We start from the raw sequence: 16,830 nt of genomic DNA, 5'->3' as shown, positions 1-16,830 counted from the left end.
AAGCGCCTCGGCAGCAAGCGGGCCTTCCGGTGGGCAGCTGGGGTGTGGGAGGAGGTGAAAGGCCTGGTTGTGTGACGGGGAGAAGTGGTTGTGTGACGGGGAGAAGAAGGCGAGAGCTCGGTAGCGCGATGGGCGGAGGCGAGCAGGGGTGCGGTAGCGCGATGCACCTGGGGCGAGTGGAGAGGCTGCGAGGGGGTCGCCGGGCTGGGAGAAGGCTGGGATGCTGCGGGCGCCGGTTGTCGGCGTGCCTGCTGGTCAGCAGTTGCACGCGCAAGTGGACGCCAGTTACACGCGCATCAAAACACCAGTTACGCGCGCATCATGTGATCACCGGTTCCACGCGTAGGTGGTCAGCGGTTACGAACGTAAGCCCCTGTCCGCGGTTCGTAACGGCGGACAGCCAGGTGCGGGTTCAGAGGCCGTATCCCTGGAGGTCCTCAGCCATGTGCGGCGTTTGGGGCCGGCCCATGCTTGCCGTACAAGAAAAAAGGCTTGTAAGGCGCGGCGGGACTCTGACGCGGAGGGGAGCTACGGCCGAAGAAGAGCCTCTACGAGGCGGCTGCCGCGGGCGCGGGGGAGGAAGACGACGAAGACGAGGACGACGACGGCTTCGACTCAGACGGCTTGGAGTCGGAAGACTTGCTGTCAGAGGACTTGCTGTCGGACGACGTCTTGATGTCGCTGGACGACTTGCCGTTCGACGAGGAGCGGTTGTCCGTGCGGTAGAAGCCGGAGCCCTTGAACACGATGCCCACCGCCGAGAACACCTTCCGCAGGTTGCCCTGGCAGTTGGGGCACACGGTCAGCGCATCGTCGGTGAACTTCTGAACGACCTCAAGCTGCTCACCACAGTCGTTGCAGGCGTACTGGTAGGTCGGCACGCGTCCTCCTTGGAACTTCTGGCACTCGAACGATGCGACTGCTAATGCTAACCGATGCGTCAATACGACTTATTCCAAACCCCGTTCCCCGTACCAGCCGGCCAGCTTGCCGCGGCGGCTGACGGCGCGCAGGCGGCGTTCGACCTGGTCGCGGACGGCGGCGGTGGCGACGACGAGGAGTTGGTCGTCGGCGCGCAGGCGGGTGCTGCCCGCTGGGACGAAGGATTTGCCGTCGCGGACGACGAGGGTGATCTGGGCCTGGCTGGGCAGGCGGAGCTCGAAGATCTCCACGCCGTGCAGTTGGGAGCCCGAGGGGATCTTGACCTGGAGGAGGTCGGCTTTCAGCTCCTCCAGCGGCGCGGATTCGACGGAGAGGTCGTGCGCCTCGCCGGGGGCGGCCACGCCGAGGAGGCGGGCGACGAACGGCAGCGTCGGGCCCTGGACCAGCGTGAACACCATCACGATCACGAAGACCTCGTTGAAGATGTCCTTCGAGCCCTCAACGCCGGCCGCCCAGGGAATGGTCGCCAGGACAATGGGGACCGCTCCCCGCAATCCGGCCCAGGAGAGGAAGGCTTGTTCGCGCCAGTTCGTACGGTCGAAGCGCAGCAACCGGGTCACGCCCGCGCTGATCACCACGGACAGCGGCCTGGCCAGGAGCACCAGGACCGTCCCCGCGATGAGGCCGGGCACGATCGCCGACGGCATCTCGCGCGGGCTGGCCAGCAGGCCGAGCATCACGAACAGGCCGATCTGCGCGAGCCAGGCGGCGCCCTCCGCGAAACCCCTGGTCGCGGCCCGGTGGGGGAGCCGTGAGTTGCCCAGGATGAGTGCCGTCAGGTACACGGCCAGGAAGCCCGAGCCGTGCAGCAGCACCGCGCCGCCGTAGGAGACGAAGGTGAGGGAGAGCACCGCGATCGGGTAGAGGCCGGAGGCCGGCAGCGCGACCCGGCGCAGCGCGTACGCGCCCGCGGGGCCGACGGCGAGGCCGACCGCGCCGCCGATGAGCAGCTCGATGCCCGTTTGGAGGAGGAACGAGCCGACTGTCGGTTGCGGGGCCGTCATGGAGCCGCTGAGCAGCATGACCGCGATGACCGTGGGTGCGTCGTTGAAGCCTGATTCGGCTTCCAGCGCGCCGGCCAGACGTGAGGGCAGCGGCAGCCGTCGCAGGACCGAGAACACGGCGGCGGCGTCGGTCGAGGCCAGCACCGCGCCGAGGATCAACGCGGCATTCTGCTCGAACCCCAGCAACCCCTGCACGGCCAGCGCGACGACCACGATGCTCACCGCCACGCCCACCGTGGCCAGAACCAGGGCCAACGGCACGGAGCGGCGTACATGGCTCCAGTTCGTCGTTAAACCGCCCTCGGCCAGGATGACCGCGAGGGCGGTGAGGCCGATCTGCTGGGCGACCTCCGGGTTGTCGAACGGGATTCCGAACCCCGACTCGCCCAGAATCAGGCCCAGCCCGAGGAACAGCAACAAGCTGGGCAAACCGCTGCGATGCGCGATCCGTACGGAGCCGATGGCCGCGATGACGATCACGGCGCCGATAAGGAGCCAGACATCCAGCGTCATCTGGCCCCCTCTCATGTGATTAGTTCACATAAGCCTAGTGAGTCCCTGGGGGCTGATCGTCCAGCGCACCCGCTGGTCATGTGGTTCGGTGGGCACATCCTCGATCAGTTCGCCGTCGTGGAGAAGGGCGACCGTCGGCACATTCGGCCCGACCCTGGACAGAGCGCGGTCGTACGAGCCGCCGCCGCGGCCCAGTCGTACACCCGAGCGCTTGTCCACGGCGAGCGCCGGGACGATGACCAGGGCGGCCGTGCGGATCGCGTCGACGCCGCGCCGCGTGTCCACCGGCTCCATGAGCCCGAGGCGGCCGGGCGCGAGCGTGTCGGGACCGTCATAAACCGCCCAGTCCAGGTCGTTGTCCTCCTGGAGAACGGGCAGGATCACGGTCGCGCCGTGTTTCCACAGAGCGAACACCAGGCCGTGCGTCTCCGGCTCCGCCCCGATCGACCAGTAACACGCCACCAGCCCGGCCATCTGCACCCACGGCTCGTCGAGCAGAGTTTCTCGGACTTTGGCGGCGTTTATCCGCAACTCTTCAGGGGAGAGGAGGCCACGCGCCAAAAGCAGTTCACGGCGCAGATTCATCTTGTCCACAGATACCTCCACTAGGGTCTACTCATGGCTGACTTCGACCCTGTGACGAAAGCCGTCGTGCCCGCCGCAGGTCTGGGCACCCGATTCCTTCCGGCGACCAAGGCGACACCCAAGGAGATGTTGCCCATCGTCGACAAACCCGCGATCCAGTATGTCGTTGAGGAGGCGGCCTCCGCCGGGCTCCTTGATCTCCTCATGGTCACGGGCAAGAACAAACGGTCGATCGAGGATCATTTCGACCGGGCATTCGAGCTGGAGGAGGTGCTCGAGGCCAAGGGCGACGAGCACCGGCTGTCCCAGGTCCGCGAGCCGGCCTCGCTGGCGACCCTGCACTACGTGCGGCAGGGCGAGCCCAAGGGGCTCGGGCACGCGGTGCTCTGCGCCAAGCAGCACGTCGGCGACCATCCCTTCGCCTGCCTGCTCGGCGACGACCTCATCGACTACCGCGACAAGCTGCTGGAACGCATGATCGAGGTGCGCGGCACCTACGGCGGCAGCGTGATCGCGCTGATGGAGGTGCCCAAGGAGCAGGTTTCGCTGTACGGCGTGGCCACGATCGAGGACACCGCCGAGGACGACGTCGTCCGCGTGACCGACCTGGTGGAGAAGCCGCCGGTGGACGAGGCGCCGTCCAACTGGGCGATCATCGGCCGCTACGTCATCGACCCGGCCGTGTTCGAGGTCCTGGAGAACACCCCGCCCGGCCGCGGCAACGAGATCCAGCTCACCGACGCGCTGCGCACGCTCGCCGGGCGCGGCACCGACGAGGGCGGGCCGGTGCACGGTGTGCTGTTCCGGGGACGCCGCTATGACACAGGGGACAAGCTCGACTATTTGCGTACGGTGGTGAAGTTCGCCGCTGACCGGCCAGACCTGGCGCCCGATTTTGTGCCATGGCTGCGGGAGTTCCTCGATGAAATCGGTTGAGGCGCATCTGGCGGAGATTCTGGCCACGGTACGTCCGCTCGCGCCGCTCGAACTGGAGCTGGAACGGGCACTCGGCACGACGCTGGCCGAGGACGTCTCCTCGCCGGTGCCGTTGCCGCCGTTCGACAACTCCGCCATGGATGGATATGCGGTACGGGCGCGGGATGTCGCGGATGTACCGGTCACGCTGCCGGTGATCGACGACGTGGCCGCCGGTTCCGGCGAGCTGCGGGCGGTCGGTCCCGGACATGCCGTACGAATCATGACCGGAGCGCCTCTGCCCGGCGGCGCCGACACGGTGATCCCGGTGGAGTGGACGGACGGCGGGACGGTGACGGTCACGATCTCCCGCACCGCCGACGCGGGAAACGCCGTCCGGCGGGCGGGCGAGGACGTCCAAACCGGGGAAGTCGTCCTCAAGGCGGGCACGTTGATCAGGCCCGCGCAGCTCGGCATCATCGCCGGGGTGGGACGCCGGCGGGTTCTGGTACGGCCGCAGCCGCGGGTCGTGGTGTTGTCCACAGGGGCTGAACTGGTGGAACCTGGGATGCCGCTGGGGCATGGGCAGATCTGGGACTCCAACAGTTTCACCCTGACCGCCTCCGTGCGTGAGGCCGGGGCCGAGGGGTTCCGGGCCACCACCGTCGGCGACGATCCCACCGCCTTCCTCGAACAGCTCGACGCCCAGCTCGTACGCGCCGACGCGGTCGTGACCAGCGGCGGCGTGTCGATGGGGGCGTACGAGCCGGTCAAGGAAGCGCTCTCGCCGCTCGGCACGGTGAACTTCGAGAAGGTCGCGATGCAGCCCGGGATGCCGCAGGGGTTCGGCGTCGTGGGCGAGGACCAGGTGCCGATCTTCGCGCTGCCGGGGAATCCGGTGTCGTCGTTCGTGTCGTTCATGCTGTTCGTACGGCCTGCGGTGATGAAGATGCGCGGGCTGCCGGCGGGGTTCCCGGAGACCTCGTCGGCCATCGTCACCGGGGCGTTGCGGTCGCCTTCGGGGCGGCGGTCGTACTTGCGGGGGGTTCTGGCCGAGGATGGGACGGTTTCGCCTGTGCGGGGGCAGGGGTCACATCAGCTGGCCGCGCTGGCGTCGGCGAACGCGCTGATCGTGGTGGCGGAGTCCGTCACCGAGGTGGCCGCCGGGTCGGAGGTGGAGGTGATCCGGCTGTGAGCGGGTCGGACGGGCAGGGGCTGGCTGTGGGCGGATCGGGGCTGCCAGGTGGAGATGGTCCGGCTGTGAGTGAGTTCACGCATCTGGACGAGACGGGCGCGGCACGGATGGTCGACGTGTCCGCCAAGGACGTCAGCGCGCGTACGGCCACGGCCACCGGGCGGGTGATGCTGTCGGCCGAGGCGGTGCGGCTGCTGCGGTCGGGCGAGGTGCCCAAGGGCGACGCGCTGGGTGTCGCGCGGATCGCGGGGATCATGGGGGCGAAACGGACGCCGGACCTGATCCCGCTGTGTCATCCGATCGCGTTGCACGGGGTGAAGGTGTCGCTCGACGTCGAGGACTGGGGAGTGGCGATCACCTGCCGGGTGAAGACCGCCGACCGTACCGGGGTCGAGATGGAGGCGTTGACGGCGGTGTCGGTGGCCGCGCTGGCGTTGATCGACATGGTGAAGGCGGTGGATCCCGCCGCGGTGATCACCGATGTGAGGGTGGAGGAGAAGGTGGGCGGTAAGACCGGGTTGTGGACGCGGTGACGTCTTCTGGTGCGGTGATCCGGGCGCTGGTGGTCACGGTGTCGAACCGGGCCTCCGCCGGGGTTTATGCCGATAAATCGGGACCGCTCCTGGTTGAGCTGCTGGGCGAGGCCGGGTGTGAGGTCGAGGGGCCGGTTGTGGTGCCCGACGGGGAGGCGGTCGAGGAGGCACTCCGGGAAGGGGTGTCGTCCGGATATCAGGTGATAGTGACCACCGGAGGGACCGGGCTGACGCCGATGGATCTGACGCCGGAGATGACCCGGCGGGTCATTTCTCGGGAAATTCCCGGGATAGCGGAGGCTGTCCGGCAAGCGAACCGCGACAAAGTCCCCACCTCGATTCTGTCCCGTGGTCTCGCGGGCCAAGCCGACCAGACGTTGATCGTTAATCTGCCCGGATCGTCCGGCGGCGTACGGGATGGCATGGCCGTACTGGCCCCTGTACTCCAGCATGCCGTCGACCAGATTCGCGGCGGCGATCACCCGCGCTGAGTCTTCGCCGCGTCCCCACCGAGCCCTCGTCGGCGGCCGCGATATGGAACGTGATTCGGTGTGCGGAGAGTCACCGCTGCTGATCCGTGGCGACATCGTGCCCGATAGGGGGATGATGAGAGGTGTGGATCGACTTCGTGGCTGGCCGGCGGTGCTCAACGAAGGCCCGGTAGGCCTGCGGCCCCTGCGGCTGGCCGACGTACGCGTGTGGCGCGACACGCGACTGCGCAACGCCGACTGGCTGCGGCCGTGGGAGCCGAGCAATCCGGAGACGCCGCTGTTCAGGACCGGTCTGGGCCCGTACATCTCCATGGTCGGCACCCTGCGCCGCGAAGCAAGGCAGGGGCTCGCGTTGCCGTGGGTCGTCACGTACGGTGGCCGGTTCGCGGGGCAGCTGACCGTCGGCGCGATCGTGTGGGGCTCGGCCCGCTCGGCCCAGGTGGGATACTGGGTGGACGGCTCGCTCGCCGGGCGGGGCATCACCCCGACCGCGCTCGCGATGGCTGTCGACCACTGCTTCTTCACCACGGGCCTGCATCGGCTCGAAGCGAACATCCGCCCCGAAAATCAGGCCAGCCGCCGAGTGGTTGAGAAACTGGGATTCAGGGAAGAAGGCATTCGGCGTCGCCAACTTCACATCGATGGAGCCTGGCGCGACCATATCTGCTATGCGCTGACTGTCGAGGACGTACCCGGCGGATTGCTCGTACAGTGGCGTCGCGCCCGTGAGTCAGCCGCTCACGGCGGGTCTCCGGTAGAAGAGGTTTGACGATCTCGCGACACACCGCACCGAATGCTCGTCAATCAGTGACACGCGGTCTTACGGTGCGTGACGTGAGCACATCATGGGCGCCGGAAAGACGCAGGCGTTCTTGTTGTGCCCGGAGGTGGCTGTGAGCATCCTCCTCTACCTGGCGATCGTCGTCATGTGGCTGTGTGTGCTCGTTCCGATGTGGTTGAGGCGAGATAAGACGAATCTCGCGGAATTGGCGGAGCTTGAGGAGTACTACACAGGCGAACACCAACTGCCGGACCTGTCGGCCACCGCGGCCGAAGCGGTGGATGACCCGGAATCGCCGCCCGTGGAAGTGGAACGGGTGGATCCACGGCAGTTCCGGCTCCGGCGGCGGGCGATCATCGTGGCCCGGCGCAGACGGCTGCTGTTCTTCACCGCCCTGCTCGTGATCGCCTCCGTGGTCACTGCCGGCGTCAAGGTCATCCCCTGGTGGGGCATCGCGCCCGCCGGGGTCATCATGCTGGGATACATGCTGTTCCTGCGGATCGCCGTACAGGTGGACCGCGAACGTCGCGACCGCGCCGCCCTGGCGCGCGCCGAACGGACGCGGCGCGCACGCGAACAGCGGCGGGCGGCGCAGCTGGCGGCCGAGCGGGAGCAGGCGGAGATCATCGATCTGGCGGCTCGGCAGGAGGACGTCCTGTTCGACCAGTACGCGGAACCGCCGCGTCGCGCGGTGGGGGACTGACCTGCTCTTTCGGGGGCGGAGAGATGCGTGGCGCGAGGACTGCTGGAAGTTTGCTAATCTGGTCGAGTCCTTGGGGATGTAGCGCAGTCCGGTAGCGCACTTCGTTCGCATCGAAGGGGTCAGGGGTTCGAATCCCCTCATCTCCACAGGTCAAAGGCCGCTTCCAGAGTGTTGGAAGCGGCCTTTTGCGTTGCTGGGTGACTAACTGAGTGACTATGTGTCCCTGAAGATCTGGTCCATGGCTTCTGCGCCGTCGAGGATGACGGGGCGGAGCTGCTTGCGGTAGACGGTCTCAGTGACGGTGGTGTTGCGGGGGCCGACCAGGCTCGCGGTAGACGGTTTCGGTGACGGTGGTGGACGGGGGCGAACTCGGGGTAATTGATCGGCTGCGCGCTCGCCGTCGATCTCCTCCGGTCAGGAGCGCGGGCGTTCGTCCACGACCTGCAAGACCTTCCCTGTACGGGGGTGCAGTACCAGGTCCGAGGGCCGTACCCATTCGATCGTCAGTGGGTGGACGCCGCCTTCCTCCACAGTCTGGGGATACAGGGGCCTGGCCGCGTACACGGCGTCGATGAGGCGCTGCGTCAGCTCCGGCGGTGGCTCCTCGGTGCAGGCCAGTCGCAGCGTCAGCCCGTCCTTGCCGTTCCAGCGGCGCTGCACCATCTGCATGCCCGACATGGCCCGGTCCGGGTCCGCCGCGATGAGGACCGCGCGGATGGCCTCCGTGGACATCGACACCGTCTCCACCCTGGCGCCCTCGGTCGACCGTCCGAGCAGGCGGAACGCGCGGCAGCTCGGGTCGGTCCACTCCGCCATGTCGCCGGCCGGGTAGCGGATGATCGGCATCAGCGTCCTGAACAGGTTGGTGACGATCACGCGGCCGGGGACTCCGGGGACGGTGATCGGCTCGCCGGTCGAGTCGTCGACCAGCTCCACCAGGGTGCGGTTGGCGAAGGCCTCGTGCACGCGCACGTCGTCGCCCGGCACCGGGCCGCCGACCAGCCCGGCGTCCACCGAGGCGTATCCGAGCGAGGCGATCGCCGCCCCGGGGAACGCCTTGGCCAGCTGGGGGCGCAGGTCGTCGAAGAGGAAGTCGCCGGCGAACAGCAGCAGCTCCACCGTGTCGGCCGCCTGCCCGCGGGCGTTCACCGCGTCGGCCACGGTCGCGAGCTTCATCGGCGGGCCCGCCAGCACGTCGATGCCGAAGTACGCGATCAGGTCGGCGACGAAGTCGTCGGGGGCGTGGCCGGCGATGGGCAGCCGGACGTTCTCCACGGGGGCGTTGTGCAGCGCGTGCTCGATGTAGAGGAAGCCCCCGTACATCTCGCCGGCCGAGAACAGGTTCGCCACCCGGTGTCCCGGTTTCAGCCCCGCCCGGACCATGCCCGCGCCGAAGGCGGTCACCGAGTCGGCGTGCTCCGTCCGGGTCCAGGGGGAGAACTTCGGGGCGCCGGTGGTGCCGCCGGAGGTGTACACGCCGGCGTCGGTCAGCGGTCCGGTCAGCAGCCGGTTGTCCGGGTAGACGTTCGCGGCCCAGAAGGCGGTCTGGTCGATGATCGGCAGTTGGGTGAGGTCGTCGGCGCCGTCGGGCACGTCGCGGTACGTCTCCGCGTAGAAGGGGGAGTGGCGGCGGGCGAAATCGACCAGGTCGCGCAGGGATTTGGCGGGCATGTGTGTCTCCTAGGTCCTTGTCCGGTCGTCACTCGGTGGCCTGCCGGAAGCCGTCAGGTCGCCTGGTGGTCTGCCGGAGACGGTCACGCTCTGGCCGCGGAACTCCGCGATGATCTCGCCGGTCGGCCGCCGTACCGTCACGTCGTAGACGCCGTTCCTGCCGTACCTGACGCGTTCCGTGGCCTCGGCCACCAGCTCGTCGCCGGCCGCGGCCGGGCGCAGGAACGTCACCTGCGCGCTGTGCGCCAGCGTGACGCGGCCATGGCTGTTGCAGGCGTACGCGAACGCGGCGTCGGCGAGCAGGAACAGGTAGCCGCCGTGGGCGACGCCGTGAAGGTTCACCATCTCGTCGGTGATCCGCATCCGCAGCCGCGCCCGGCCGGCGGCCACCTCCTCCAGCGCGATGCCGAGCGAACGGCAGGCAGGATCCTCGACATCCACGCCGACACTAGTGCCAGTGCCAGTGCTCATACGGGGGCTCCGATCCAGGTCCTGGCCAGGCCCTGCACGGCCGATCCGTCAGGGTCGGCGAGCTTGCCCGCCAGGTACGCCGACACCCACGCACTGGTGGGGATCCGGAACGGCGGCTCGTCCTCGTTCAGCGCGCGCACCACCACCTCGGCCACCTCCCACTTGGACTGGCCGGCCGCCTCCCAGCCCGCGCCGCGCACCCAGTCGAGGTAGCCGTCGAACGTCGGCGCGTACGGCCCCGAGGCCGCCCGGATGGTCCCCCGGTTGATGTCAGGAAAAATCCCGAACTCGGTGTCTGGGACGAAGCCGGGCACGACCACGCTGACCCGCACCCCGTGCGCCGCCGCGACCGGAGCCAGACTCTCCATGAACCCTTCGACGGCGAACTTCGCCGCCGCGTACGCCTCGTTGAACGGCTGCCCGACGACCCCGTGCACGCTGCCGATGGTCAGCAGGCGGCCACGCGCGGCGCGCAGCAGCGGCATCGCGACCCGGCTCACGGCGACGACGCCGAAGAAGTTGACCTCCAGGTTGGCCCGCAGGGCCTCCATGGTGGACATCTCCATCGTCGGGTCGAAGTTGGAGACCCCGGCGTTGTTGACCACCGCGTCCAGCCGCCCGTGCTCCTCGCGCACGCCCTGGAGGCACGAGGAGATGGACGCGGCGTCGGTGACGTCGAGGCGGCGGACGTCCAGCGTGACCCCGGCCTGGCCGGCCGCCTCGCGCAGCGCGCCGTCCTTGCCCGGGTCGCGCATCGTCGCCACCACGGCGAACCCGGCCCTGGCCGCGGTGACCGCGGTCGCCAGGCCGATGCCGGACGACGTCCCGGTGATCAGCACGGTCGGCACGGTCCGCGAGGAGCGCGCGGTCGGCGCGGTCGGGGCGGTCATGCCGGGCTCTCCGAAAGGTTCTTCGCGCGGTCCAGCAGCGGCTGGATCCCCACCGCCGGCAGGAACGAGAACGCGGCCAGCAGCGTGCCGCCGACCATGACCACCTTGGCCGCGTCGAGCACACCCAGGCTGCCGGTCAGCAGGGTGACCGCCGAGCCTCCGACGAGCGCGGCCAGCGGGATCACTCCCCAGGTCACACTGCGGAACGCGGCGTGCATCACCCCCTGGTTCTCGGCCGTCATCCGCGACTGGCGAATGGGGGCGCTGCAGACGTTGATGCACGACATGAAGAAGCCGTAGCAGCCGAACGTCACGCCGATGACGGGCGCGGCGGGCAGCGCGGGCGCGGCGAGGATGCCCAGGCCGACCAGGCAGTGCAGCAGCAGCCCCCAGGCCATGGTCCGGCCCAGGCCCAGCCGGTCGCTGATCCTGGGCGCGACGAGCGCGCCGATCACCGCGCCGCCCGCCCCGGCCGACATCGCCGCCCCGAACACGCCGACCGAGATGTCCAGGCCCTGGTAGGCCAGCACCGGCAGGACCGTGACGAAGATCGGGCCGCCCGAGTTCAGGGTCACGGCCGCGATGACCACCCGGCGCAGCACCGGGTCGGCCCAGTTCAGCCGGAACCCCAGCAGCAGCCGCGACCACACGGACCCCTGCTGGACGGTCTTGACCCCCCAGGGCCGCATGAAGCGGAAGCACGCCGCCGAGACCAGGTAGCTGGCCGCGTCGACGAGCAGCGCGGCCACCCCGAGCGCGTGGTACAGGCCCGCGGCGATCGACGGCCCGGCCACCTCGGACACCGTGCTGCTGCCCTCAAGGCGCGAGTACGCCCGCACCAGCTTGTCCTCCGGCACCGTGGTGGGCACGGCGACGAGGTAACCGACGTTGAAGAAGATCGTCGCGCCGCTGATCAGCGCCACGCAGACGAACAGCAACGGGGTCGACAGCACGCCGGCCCAGTACGCCACGGGGATCACCGCCACCGCCACCAGCCGTACGACGTCGCACATCAGCATGGTCAGGCGCTTGTCCCAGCGGTCGACCAGCACCCCGGCGATCGGCCCCAGCAGGGGGATGCCGAGGTACTGGGCCATGGCCACGACGCCCACCTCGAACGCGGAGGCGTGCAGCGCGAAGATCATCAGTGTCGGGACCACGAACACCGTGATCCGGTCGCCGACGAGGCTCACCGTCTGGCCGCCCCAGTACAGGTTGAACTGCCTGCCCAGGGACTCCGGCAACCTCACGGCTCCTCCCGTACGACGAAACCGGCGGTCTTGCCGGTGCGCTCGTTGCTGATCAGCGCGTCGACGGCCTTGACCCGGAAGGCGTGCGGGTCGTGCTGGAACGCCGTGCTGATCGTGAACGTCGCCGACATCAGCTCCCCGCGCAGCCGTTCGGGCAGGTCCGGCGGCGCGTCCTGGTCGGTCAGCAGCAGCACGTCCACCGCGGAGACCCGGCCTGCCTGCTCGGTGATGAGGATCTGCGCCCTGGAGACGCCCGGCTCGCGCTCGGCCTGGGCGACGATGTCGTCCACGTGCAGCCCCAGCCCGCGTACCTGCACCACCGAGTCGCGGCGGCCCAGCACCCGCAGCGCGCTGCCCTCCCGGCCGCACTCGCACGTCACGAAGCGGCCGGCGTCGCCGGTGCGGTAGCGCAGCACCGGGTTGAGCACGTCCGGGTCGAGCGTGGTGAAGTCCAGCAGCTCGTCGGCGTCGGCGTGGACGAGCTGCGCGGGCAGCGGGTGGAAGACGTCCGCCGGGCACTGCGGGGTGTTGGTGCCGATGACCCAGGTCTCGGTGCTGCCGAACATGCCCCAGCGGCGCGCGTCCGGCGCCACCACGGCCATGTCCTCGTCGAGCTGGGGATGCCACGCCTCCCCGAGCCAGAGCACCTTGCGCAGCGCGGGAAGGCGCACGCCGGCGGCCCGCGCGTGCGCGAACCACAGCCGCAGCACGCTGGGGGTGCCGCCGAACGCGGTCACGCCCTGGGCGGCGAAGAACGACAGCCAGTCGCCGTACTCCTCCTTCGTCACCGAGCCCAGCGCGATGACCCGGCAGCCGGACAGGTCGGCGAAGGCGCCGGCCAGGAAGTGGGCGCCCCACATGCGGCCGGCGCCCCAGCCGTTGACGAAGACGTCGTCCGGCTCCAGCGGCCGCCACTGCTCGTACACGCCGGCCATGTAGAAGCCGGTGGGGGCGTAGCCGACCTTGGGCGCGCCGGTGCTGCCGCCGCTCTGGAACAGCCAGGTGGCGCCCTGCTCGGCCTTGGGCGTCAGGTGCGCCAGCGCCACGTTCAGGTCGTCCTTGACCAGCGGGGGAAGCGCGGCGACGTCCTCCAGCGTGAGCACCTTGTCGTAGCCGGCGTAGCGCGGCGCGAGCGCGGGCACGGTCTTGAGCCGCTCCAGTGCTCGCCGCGGGACGCGCAGGTGCGGCTCGGCCGCCTCGGGCGGCAGTGAGAACGATCCGGTCATTTCTTCACCTGGCTTTCGGTCATCCAGCGGGTGTGGGCGTCGCGGTAGGCCGTCCAGCGGGCCCGGGTGACGTCGCGCTGGAGCGTGCGGGCGGGGTCGCCGAAGTCCGGCGCGATCACCCCGTCGGGTTCGAGCTCGGAGAACCAGTACCGCTCGCCGTCGAACAGGAAGTCGACGCAGAAGAAGGGGATGGGCAGCTTCTCGTAGAAGTACGCCGTCGCCTCGGCCAGCTCGGGCGGGACGGGCGGGAACTCCATCGCGCCGCCCCGGCTGGCGTTGGCGACCGGCGAGCCGGGCTCGGGGATGCGCTTCATCACGGCGTACGGCTCGCCGTCGACGACGTAGACCCGGTAGTCGACCGTGCCGTCGCCCAGGTAGGGCTGGATCACGAGCGTGGTGTCGCCGCCCTGCGCGAGGCTGGCCAGGCCGCGGATCTCCTCGGAGTCGCGGGCCAGGTTCACCCCGCCGCCGCCGCACCACCCGGACGGCTTGACGATGGCCGGGTAGGTCAGGTTCGACAGCGCCACCTCGTACAGGTGCTTGCTGGTGTCCCGCCCGGTTCCGATGCGGAGCGTGGGCACCGGCGGGACGGGCGAATCGTGCAGGAAGAGGACCGTGGCCAGCTTGTCGTTGGCGATGGGGGACAGGCCCGGCGGGAACGACAGGTAGAAGCCGGCCTGTTCCAGCACGGCGTACAGCGCGTACTGGTTGAAGATGTCCATCGACTGGTAGGGCAGGGAGTACAGGGCGGTGATGAAGAGCGTGTCCTCCGGGGTCACGGGTTCGTCGTCCACGTAGACGCGCGTCTTGCCGGGTTCCAGGCCGTCGACCGTCACCGAGTCCGGGGAGTTCCTGGTCCAGCGCAGGCCGAGCTCGGCGGCCACCTCGGCGTACAGGTCCCAGAAGAAGGGGTGCCACATCGCGGTGGCCCGGGTGGACTCGCGGTCGGGGAAGATCCAGCACATGCGGCGCAGGGTGCCAGAGGTCATGGTTGTCCCTCTCCGCCGGCCCACCAGCGGCGGCCCGGCTCGGGCAAGGTGTCGATCGGGTCGTAGAAGGGGAAGCGGCGCTCCTGCTCGACCGGCTGGAGCCCGGTCCCGTGGCTCTGGGTCCAGTACGAGATGCCGCGTTCCCGGTCGTACTCCACCACCTGGTGCACCCAGCGTTTGCCGACGTAGGGCACGTCGCACACGAGGCGCGGCGTCGCGTAGCCGGGGAGATAGCCCATGATGGCCTCCTGCAGCCGTTGCGCCTGGTGGAGCGGGATCCGCCAGTGTTCCGCGTTGGGGATCAGGTCGCAGAGGTAGAAGTAGTACGGCAGGATCCCGGCCTCGCCCTGCAAGGCGAAGCAGAGGTCCAGCAGGTCGTCCGGGGTCGTGTTCACGCCCCGCAGGAGCACTCCCTGGTTGCGCACGTCCCGCACGCCCGCCGCGAGCATGGCCCGGGCCGCCTCGGCGACCAGCGGCGTCACCGACTGCGCGTGGTTGGCGTGCGTGTGCACGGCCAGGTTCACCCCTCGGGCGCGGGCGATGGCGGCCACCCGGCCCATCCCCTCGACCACGCGGGGCTGCAGCCAGTGCTGCGGCAGGCCGATCAGCGCCTTGGTGGCCAGGCGGATGTCCCGTACGGACTCCAGTTCGAGCAGCCGCAGCAGGAACGCCTCCAGCCGCGGCCAGGGCAGGTTGGCCACGTCGCCACCGGAGACCACCACATCGCGTACGGCGGGCGTGCGCTTGAGGTAGTCCAGCATCAGCTCCTGCCGGTCCACGGGCTTGAGCGCGAGCCGGGCCTTGACGACCTGCGGGGTCGAGGTGCCGACCAGGTCCATCCGGGTGCAGTGGCCGCAGTACTGCGGGCAGGTGGACAGCAGCTCGGCCAGCACCTTCGTCGGATAGCGGTGGGTCAGCCCCTCCACCACCCACATGTCGGCCTCGTGCAGCGAGTCGCGGCGCGCGCGTGGATGGCTGGGCCAGACCGGATGCCGGTCGGAGCCGACCGGCAGCAGGTAGCGGCGGATCGGGTCCGCCAGGAACGCCCGCGTGTAGGCGGCCGGACCGCTCGTGGCCTCCGGCACCATCACGTTGAGCAACTGGGGCGTGATCAGCGTGGACATGGTCGCGAACCGTGCCCGGTCGTCCGCCAGGTCGGCGTAGAAGGACTCCTGGAGCAGGTCACCGACCACCGCGCGCAACTGCCCGGCGTGCTGCACGCAGTGGGCGCGCTGCCACTGGGCATCGCGCCACTGCGCGTCGGTGACGCCGCGCCAGCCCGGCAGCCGCCGCCAGTCCGGCTCGACGAGCGGACGGCGCACATAGGTGTACGGGCCGCGGGCGGCGTTCATCTGATGGCTCATCCGGTGAGCAGCACCGCGTGGCGGGTACGCAGCTCGCGCTTGAGCACCTTGCCCGTGGGGCCGAGCGGATAGTCCTCGTCGGTCCGAGCGATGATCACGGTGGCGAGCGTGGCCAGACCGGCGTCGGAGAGGGCCTTGTTCGCCTTCTCCAGGACCTCGCCGGCGGTGACACCGGCGGCGCCGGCCTGCAGCCGCACCACGGCGATCGGGCGCTGCCCCTCTCCCGGCCTGCCGGGCACGCCGACGACCGAGCAGTCCTGGACGAGGTCCGCGCAGTCGGCGATGAGGATCTCCTCGATGGGCAGGCTGTAGACCGGTCCCGCCGCGGTGTCGATGACGTCCACGGTGCGGTCGAGGTGGTAGAAGTTGCCCTCGCTGTCCCTGCGCGCCACGTCCCCGGTCAGCCAGTAGCCGTTGAGCTCGAAACTGCTGGTCAGCCTCGCGTCGTTCCAGTAGCCGGGTGTGCGCGAGGGGGTGATCACACCCAGCAGGCCGACGGTGCCGTCGGGCACCTCCTGGCCGTTCTCGTCCAGCACCGCGGCCTTGATCACCGCGTCCTGCGCCTTGCCCACGCACCGGTCGTCGCGCGGGGTCTCCGGCGCGGTCACCTGGCCGAAGAGCGCCATCCCCATCTCTGAGGAGCCGAGCCCGTCGACGAACTGGGAGCCGGGCAGCGGCTCGCCCGCGGCGGCGCCCTGCGGGAGCAGCCACGACCTGATCAGACCGGCGGGCCGCTCGCCGAGCTGGACCAGCCGGGCGATGTGCCCGTAATGGGCGCTGTCTCCGGTGTTGAACCAGGAGTGGACCTTCGCCGCGGCCTTGACCGGGAGCTCACCGGTGGCCAGCTCCACGAAGGTCCTCGGGAAGGAGGCCACCATGGTCGGCTGGAACGCCTCCATCACCGGCTCCACGGCCGGGCGCCGCCAGTCCGCCATGACCACGGTCGGCAGTCCGAGCAGCACCGCCGTGAGGAAGTAGCTGAGCCCGCCGGCGTGGGTGTGCGGCATGAGCGACATCAGCTTGTCGTACGGCTCGGCGGGGAAGCGCAGCATCCGCGGCTGCTTGCCGTCCCAGAAGCTGCGATGCCCGAGCGTCGTCGACTTCGGGGTGCCGGTGGTGCCGGAGGAGTGGATCAACGCCACGATGTCGTCCGGATCGTGCTGGTAGGGGTACTCCTCCGGTAACCGGTCGGCGTCGGCGTCGTGGGCCCGCACCTCGGCGGCCAGGGCGATGAAACGGGGCCTGGTCTGCGGGGCGTTGCGGTAGGCCAGGAGCAGCCTGGTCGTGTCGTCGGCGATGATGCCGAC

Annotated in this window: 17 protein-coding genes and 1 tRNA gene; 7 read left to right on the top strand and 11 right to left on the bottom strand. The window is 69.7% G+C overall.

Annotated features, from left to right (window positions below; translation table 11 throughout):
- Positions 1-548 precede the first annotated feature (548 nt).
- From KME77_RS00310 to KME77_RS00300, 3 genes are all read right to left on the bottom strand, one after another.
- Positions 549-881 carry an FmdB family zinc ribbon protein gene (locus KME77_RS00310; RefSeq protein ID WP_219459932.1) on the bottom strand — a complete coding sequence of 111 codons (333 nt, stop codon included), beginning with the start codon at positions 879-881 and terminating at the stop codon, positions 549-551.
- Between the two features lie 69 nt (positions 882-950).
- Entirely contained in the window at positions 951-2,459 is a 1,509-nt protein-coding gene (locus KME77_RS00305) for a potassium/proton antiporter (protein WP_219459928.1), read from the bottom strand.
- 24 nt (positions 2,460-2,483) lie between these two features.
- Positions 2,484-3,044, bottom strand: coding sequence for a 5-formyltetrahydrofolate cyclo-ligase (locus KME77_RS00300; protein WP_219460065.1), 561 nt, complete (start codon positions 3,042-3,044; stop codon positions 2,484-2,486).
- A gap of 33 nt (positions 3,045-3,077) precedes the next feature.
- Between KME77_RS00300 and galU the strand changes: the two genes are divergently transcribed.
- The 7 genes from galU to KME77_RS00265 all read left to right on the top strand — a co-directional run bounded on the left by galU (position 3,078) and on the right by KME77_RS00265 (position 7,808).
- Positions 3,078-3,980 (top strand): UTP--glucose-1-phosphate uridylyltransferase GalU, encoded by a 903-nt coding sequence (gene galU, locus KME77_RS00295; protein ID WP_219459925.1) that lies wholly within the window; start codon positions 3,078-3,080, stop codon positions 3,978-3,980.
- A complete protein-coding gene (glp, locus tag KME77_RS00290; RefSeq protein WP_219459922.1) occupies positions 3,967-5,154 on the top strand; it encodes a molybdotransferase-like divisome protein Glp in 1,188 nt (395 codons plus the stop codon). Before galU ends, glp begins: the two co-directional genes overlap by 14 nt.
- A 65-nt stretch (positions 5,155-5,219) precedes the next feature.
- Complete coding sequence (gene moaC, locus KME77_RS00285) at positions 5,220-5,687, top strand: cyclic pyranopterin monophosphate synthase MoaC (protein WP_219459919.1); 468 nt, start codon at positions 5,220-5,222, stop codon at positions 5,685-5,687.
- Entirely contained in the window at positions 5,675-6,178 is a 504-nt protein-coding gene (locus tag KME77_RS00280; RefSeq protein WP_308250476.1) for a MogA/MoaB family molybdenum cofactor biosynthesis protein, read from the top strand. Before moaC ends, KME77_RS00280 begins: the two co-directional genes overlap by 13 nt.
- Positions 6,179-6,293: 115 nt before the next feature.
- The gene (locus KME77_RS00275; protein ID WP_219460059.1) at positions 6,294-6,947 is read left to right on the top strand and encodes a GNAT family N-acetyltransferase; all 654 of its coding nucleotides are present in this window, start codon (positions 6,294-6,296) and stop codon (positions 6,945-6,947) included.
- A gap of 76 nt (positions 6,948-7,023) precedes the next feature.
- A complete protein-coding gene (gene sepX / locus KME77_RS00270; RefSeq protein ID WP_219459917.1) occupies positions 7,024-7,662 on the top strand; it encodes a divisome protein SepX/GlpR in 639 nt (212 codons plus the stop codon).
- A gap of 72 nt (positions 7,663-7,734) precedes the next feature.
- Positions 7,735-7,808 (top strand) — tRNA-Ala (locus tag KME77_RS00265).
- Positions 7,809-8,076: 268 nt separating this feature from the next.
- Here KME77_RS00265 and KME77_RS00260 read toward each other — a convergent pair.
- From KME77_RS00260 to KME77_RS00225, 8 genes are all read right to left on the bottom strand, one after another.
- On the bottom strand, positions 8,077-9,333 hold the full coding sequence (locus KME77_RS00260; RefSeq protein WP_219459915.1) for a phenylacetate--CoA ligase family protein: 1,257 nt from the start codon (positions 9,331-9,333) through the stop codon (positions 8,077-8,079).
- Positions 9,334-9,342: 9 nt separating this feature from the next.
- Complete coding sequence (gene paaI / locus KME77_RS00255; RefSeq protein WP_219459896.1) at positions 9,343-9,804, bottom strand: hydroxyphenylacetyl-CoA thioesterase PaaI; 462 nt, start codon at positions 9,802-9,804, stop codon at positions 9,343-9,345.
- On the bottom strand, positions 9,801-10,694 hold the full coding sequence (locus tag KME77_RS00250) for an SDR family NAD(P)-dependent oxidoreductase (RefSeq protein ID WP_219459893.1): 894 nt from the start codon (positions 10,692-10,694) through the stop codon (positions 9,801-9,803). Before KME77_RS00250 ends, paaI begins: the two co-directional genes overlap by 4 nt.
- Positions 10,691-11,944 (bottom strand): MFS transporter, encoded by a 1,254-nt coding sequence (locus tag KME77_RS00245; protein ID WP_219459890.1) that lies wholly within the window; start codon positions 11,942-11,944, stop codon positions 10,691-10,693. The genes KME77_RS00250 and KME77_RS00245 overlap by 4 nt, the downstream gene beginning before the upstream one ends.
- Entirely contained in the window at positions 11,941-13,170 is a 1,230-nt protein-coding gene (locus KME77_RS00240) for an AMP-binding protein (RefSeq protein ID WP_219459889.1), read from the bottom strand. Before KME77_RS00240 ends, KME77_RS00245 begins: the two co-directional genes overlap by 4 nt.
- On the bottom strand, positions 13,167-14,159 hold the full coding sequence (locus tag KME77_RS00235; protein WP_219459888.1) for an ATP-grasp domain-containing protein: 993 nt from the start codon (positions 14,157-14,159) through the stop codon (positions 13,167-13,169). The genes KME77_RS00240 and KME77_RS00235 overlap by 4 nt, the downstream gene beginning before the upstream one ends.
- Positions 14,156-15,523 carry a KamA family radical SAM protein gene (locus tag KME77_RS00230; RefSeq protein ID WP_219459887.1) on the bottom strand — a complete coding sequence of 456 codons (1,368 nt, stop codon included), beginning with the start codon at positions 15,521-15,523 and terminating at the stop codon, positions 14,156-14,158. The genes KME77_RS00235 and KME77_RS00230 overlap by 4 nt, the downstream gene beginning before the upstream one ends.
- Positions 15,520-16,830 (bottom strand): class I adenylate-forming enzyme family protein (locus KME77_RS00225; RefSeq protein ID WP_219459885.1); only part of this gene is annotated, 1,311 nt, incomplete at its 5' end. The genes KME77_RS00230 and KME77_RS00225, both read right to left, overlap by 4 nt.

Source organism: Nonomuraea rhizosphaerae (genome assembly GCF_019396405.1).
GTDB lineage: Bacteria > Actinomycetota > Actinomycetes > Streptosporangiales > Streptosporangiaceae > Nonomuraea > Nonomuraea rhizosphaerae.
The sequence above is the reverse complement of the archived record's forward strand: the minus strand, read 5'-3'. Positions and strand labels throughout refer to the sequence as shown.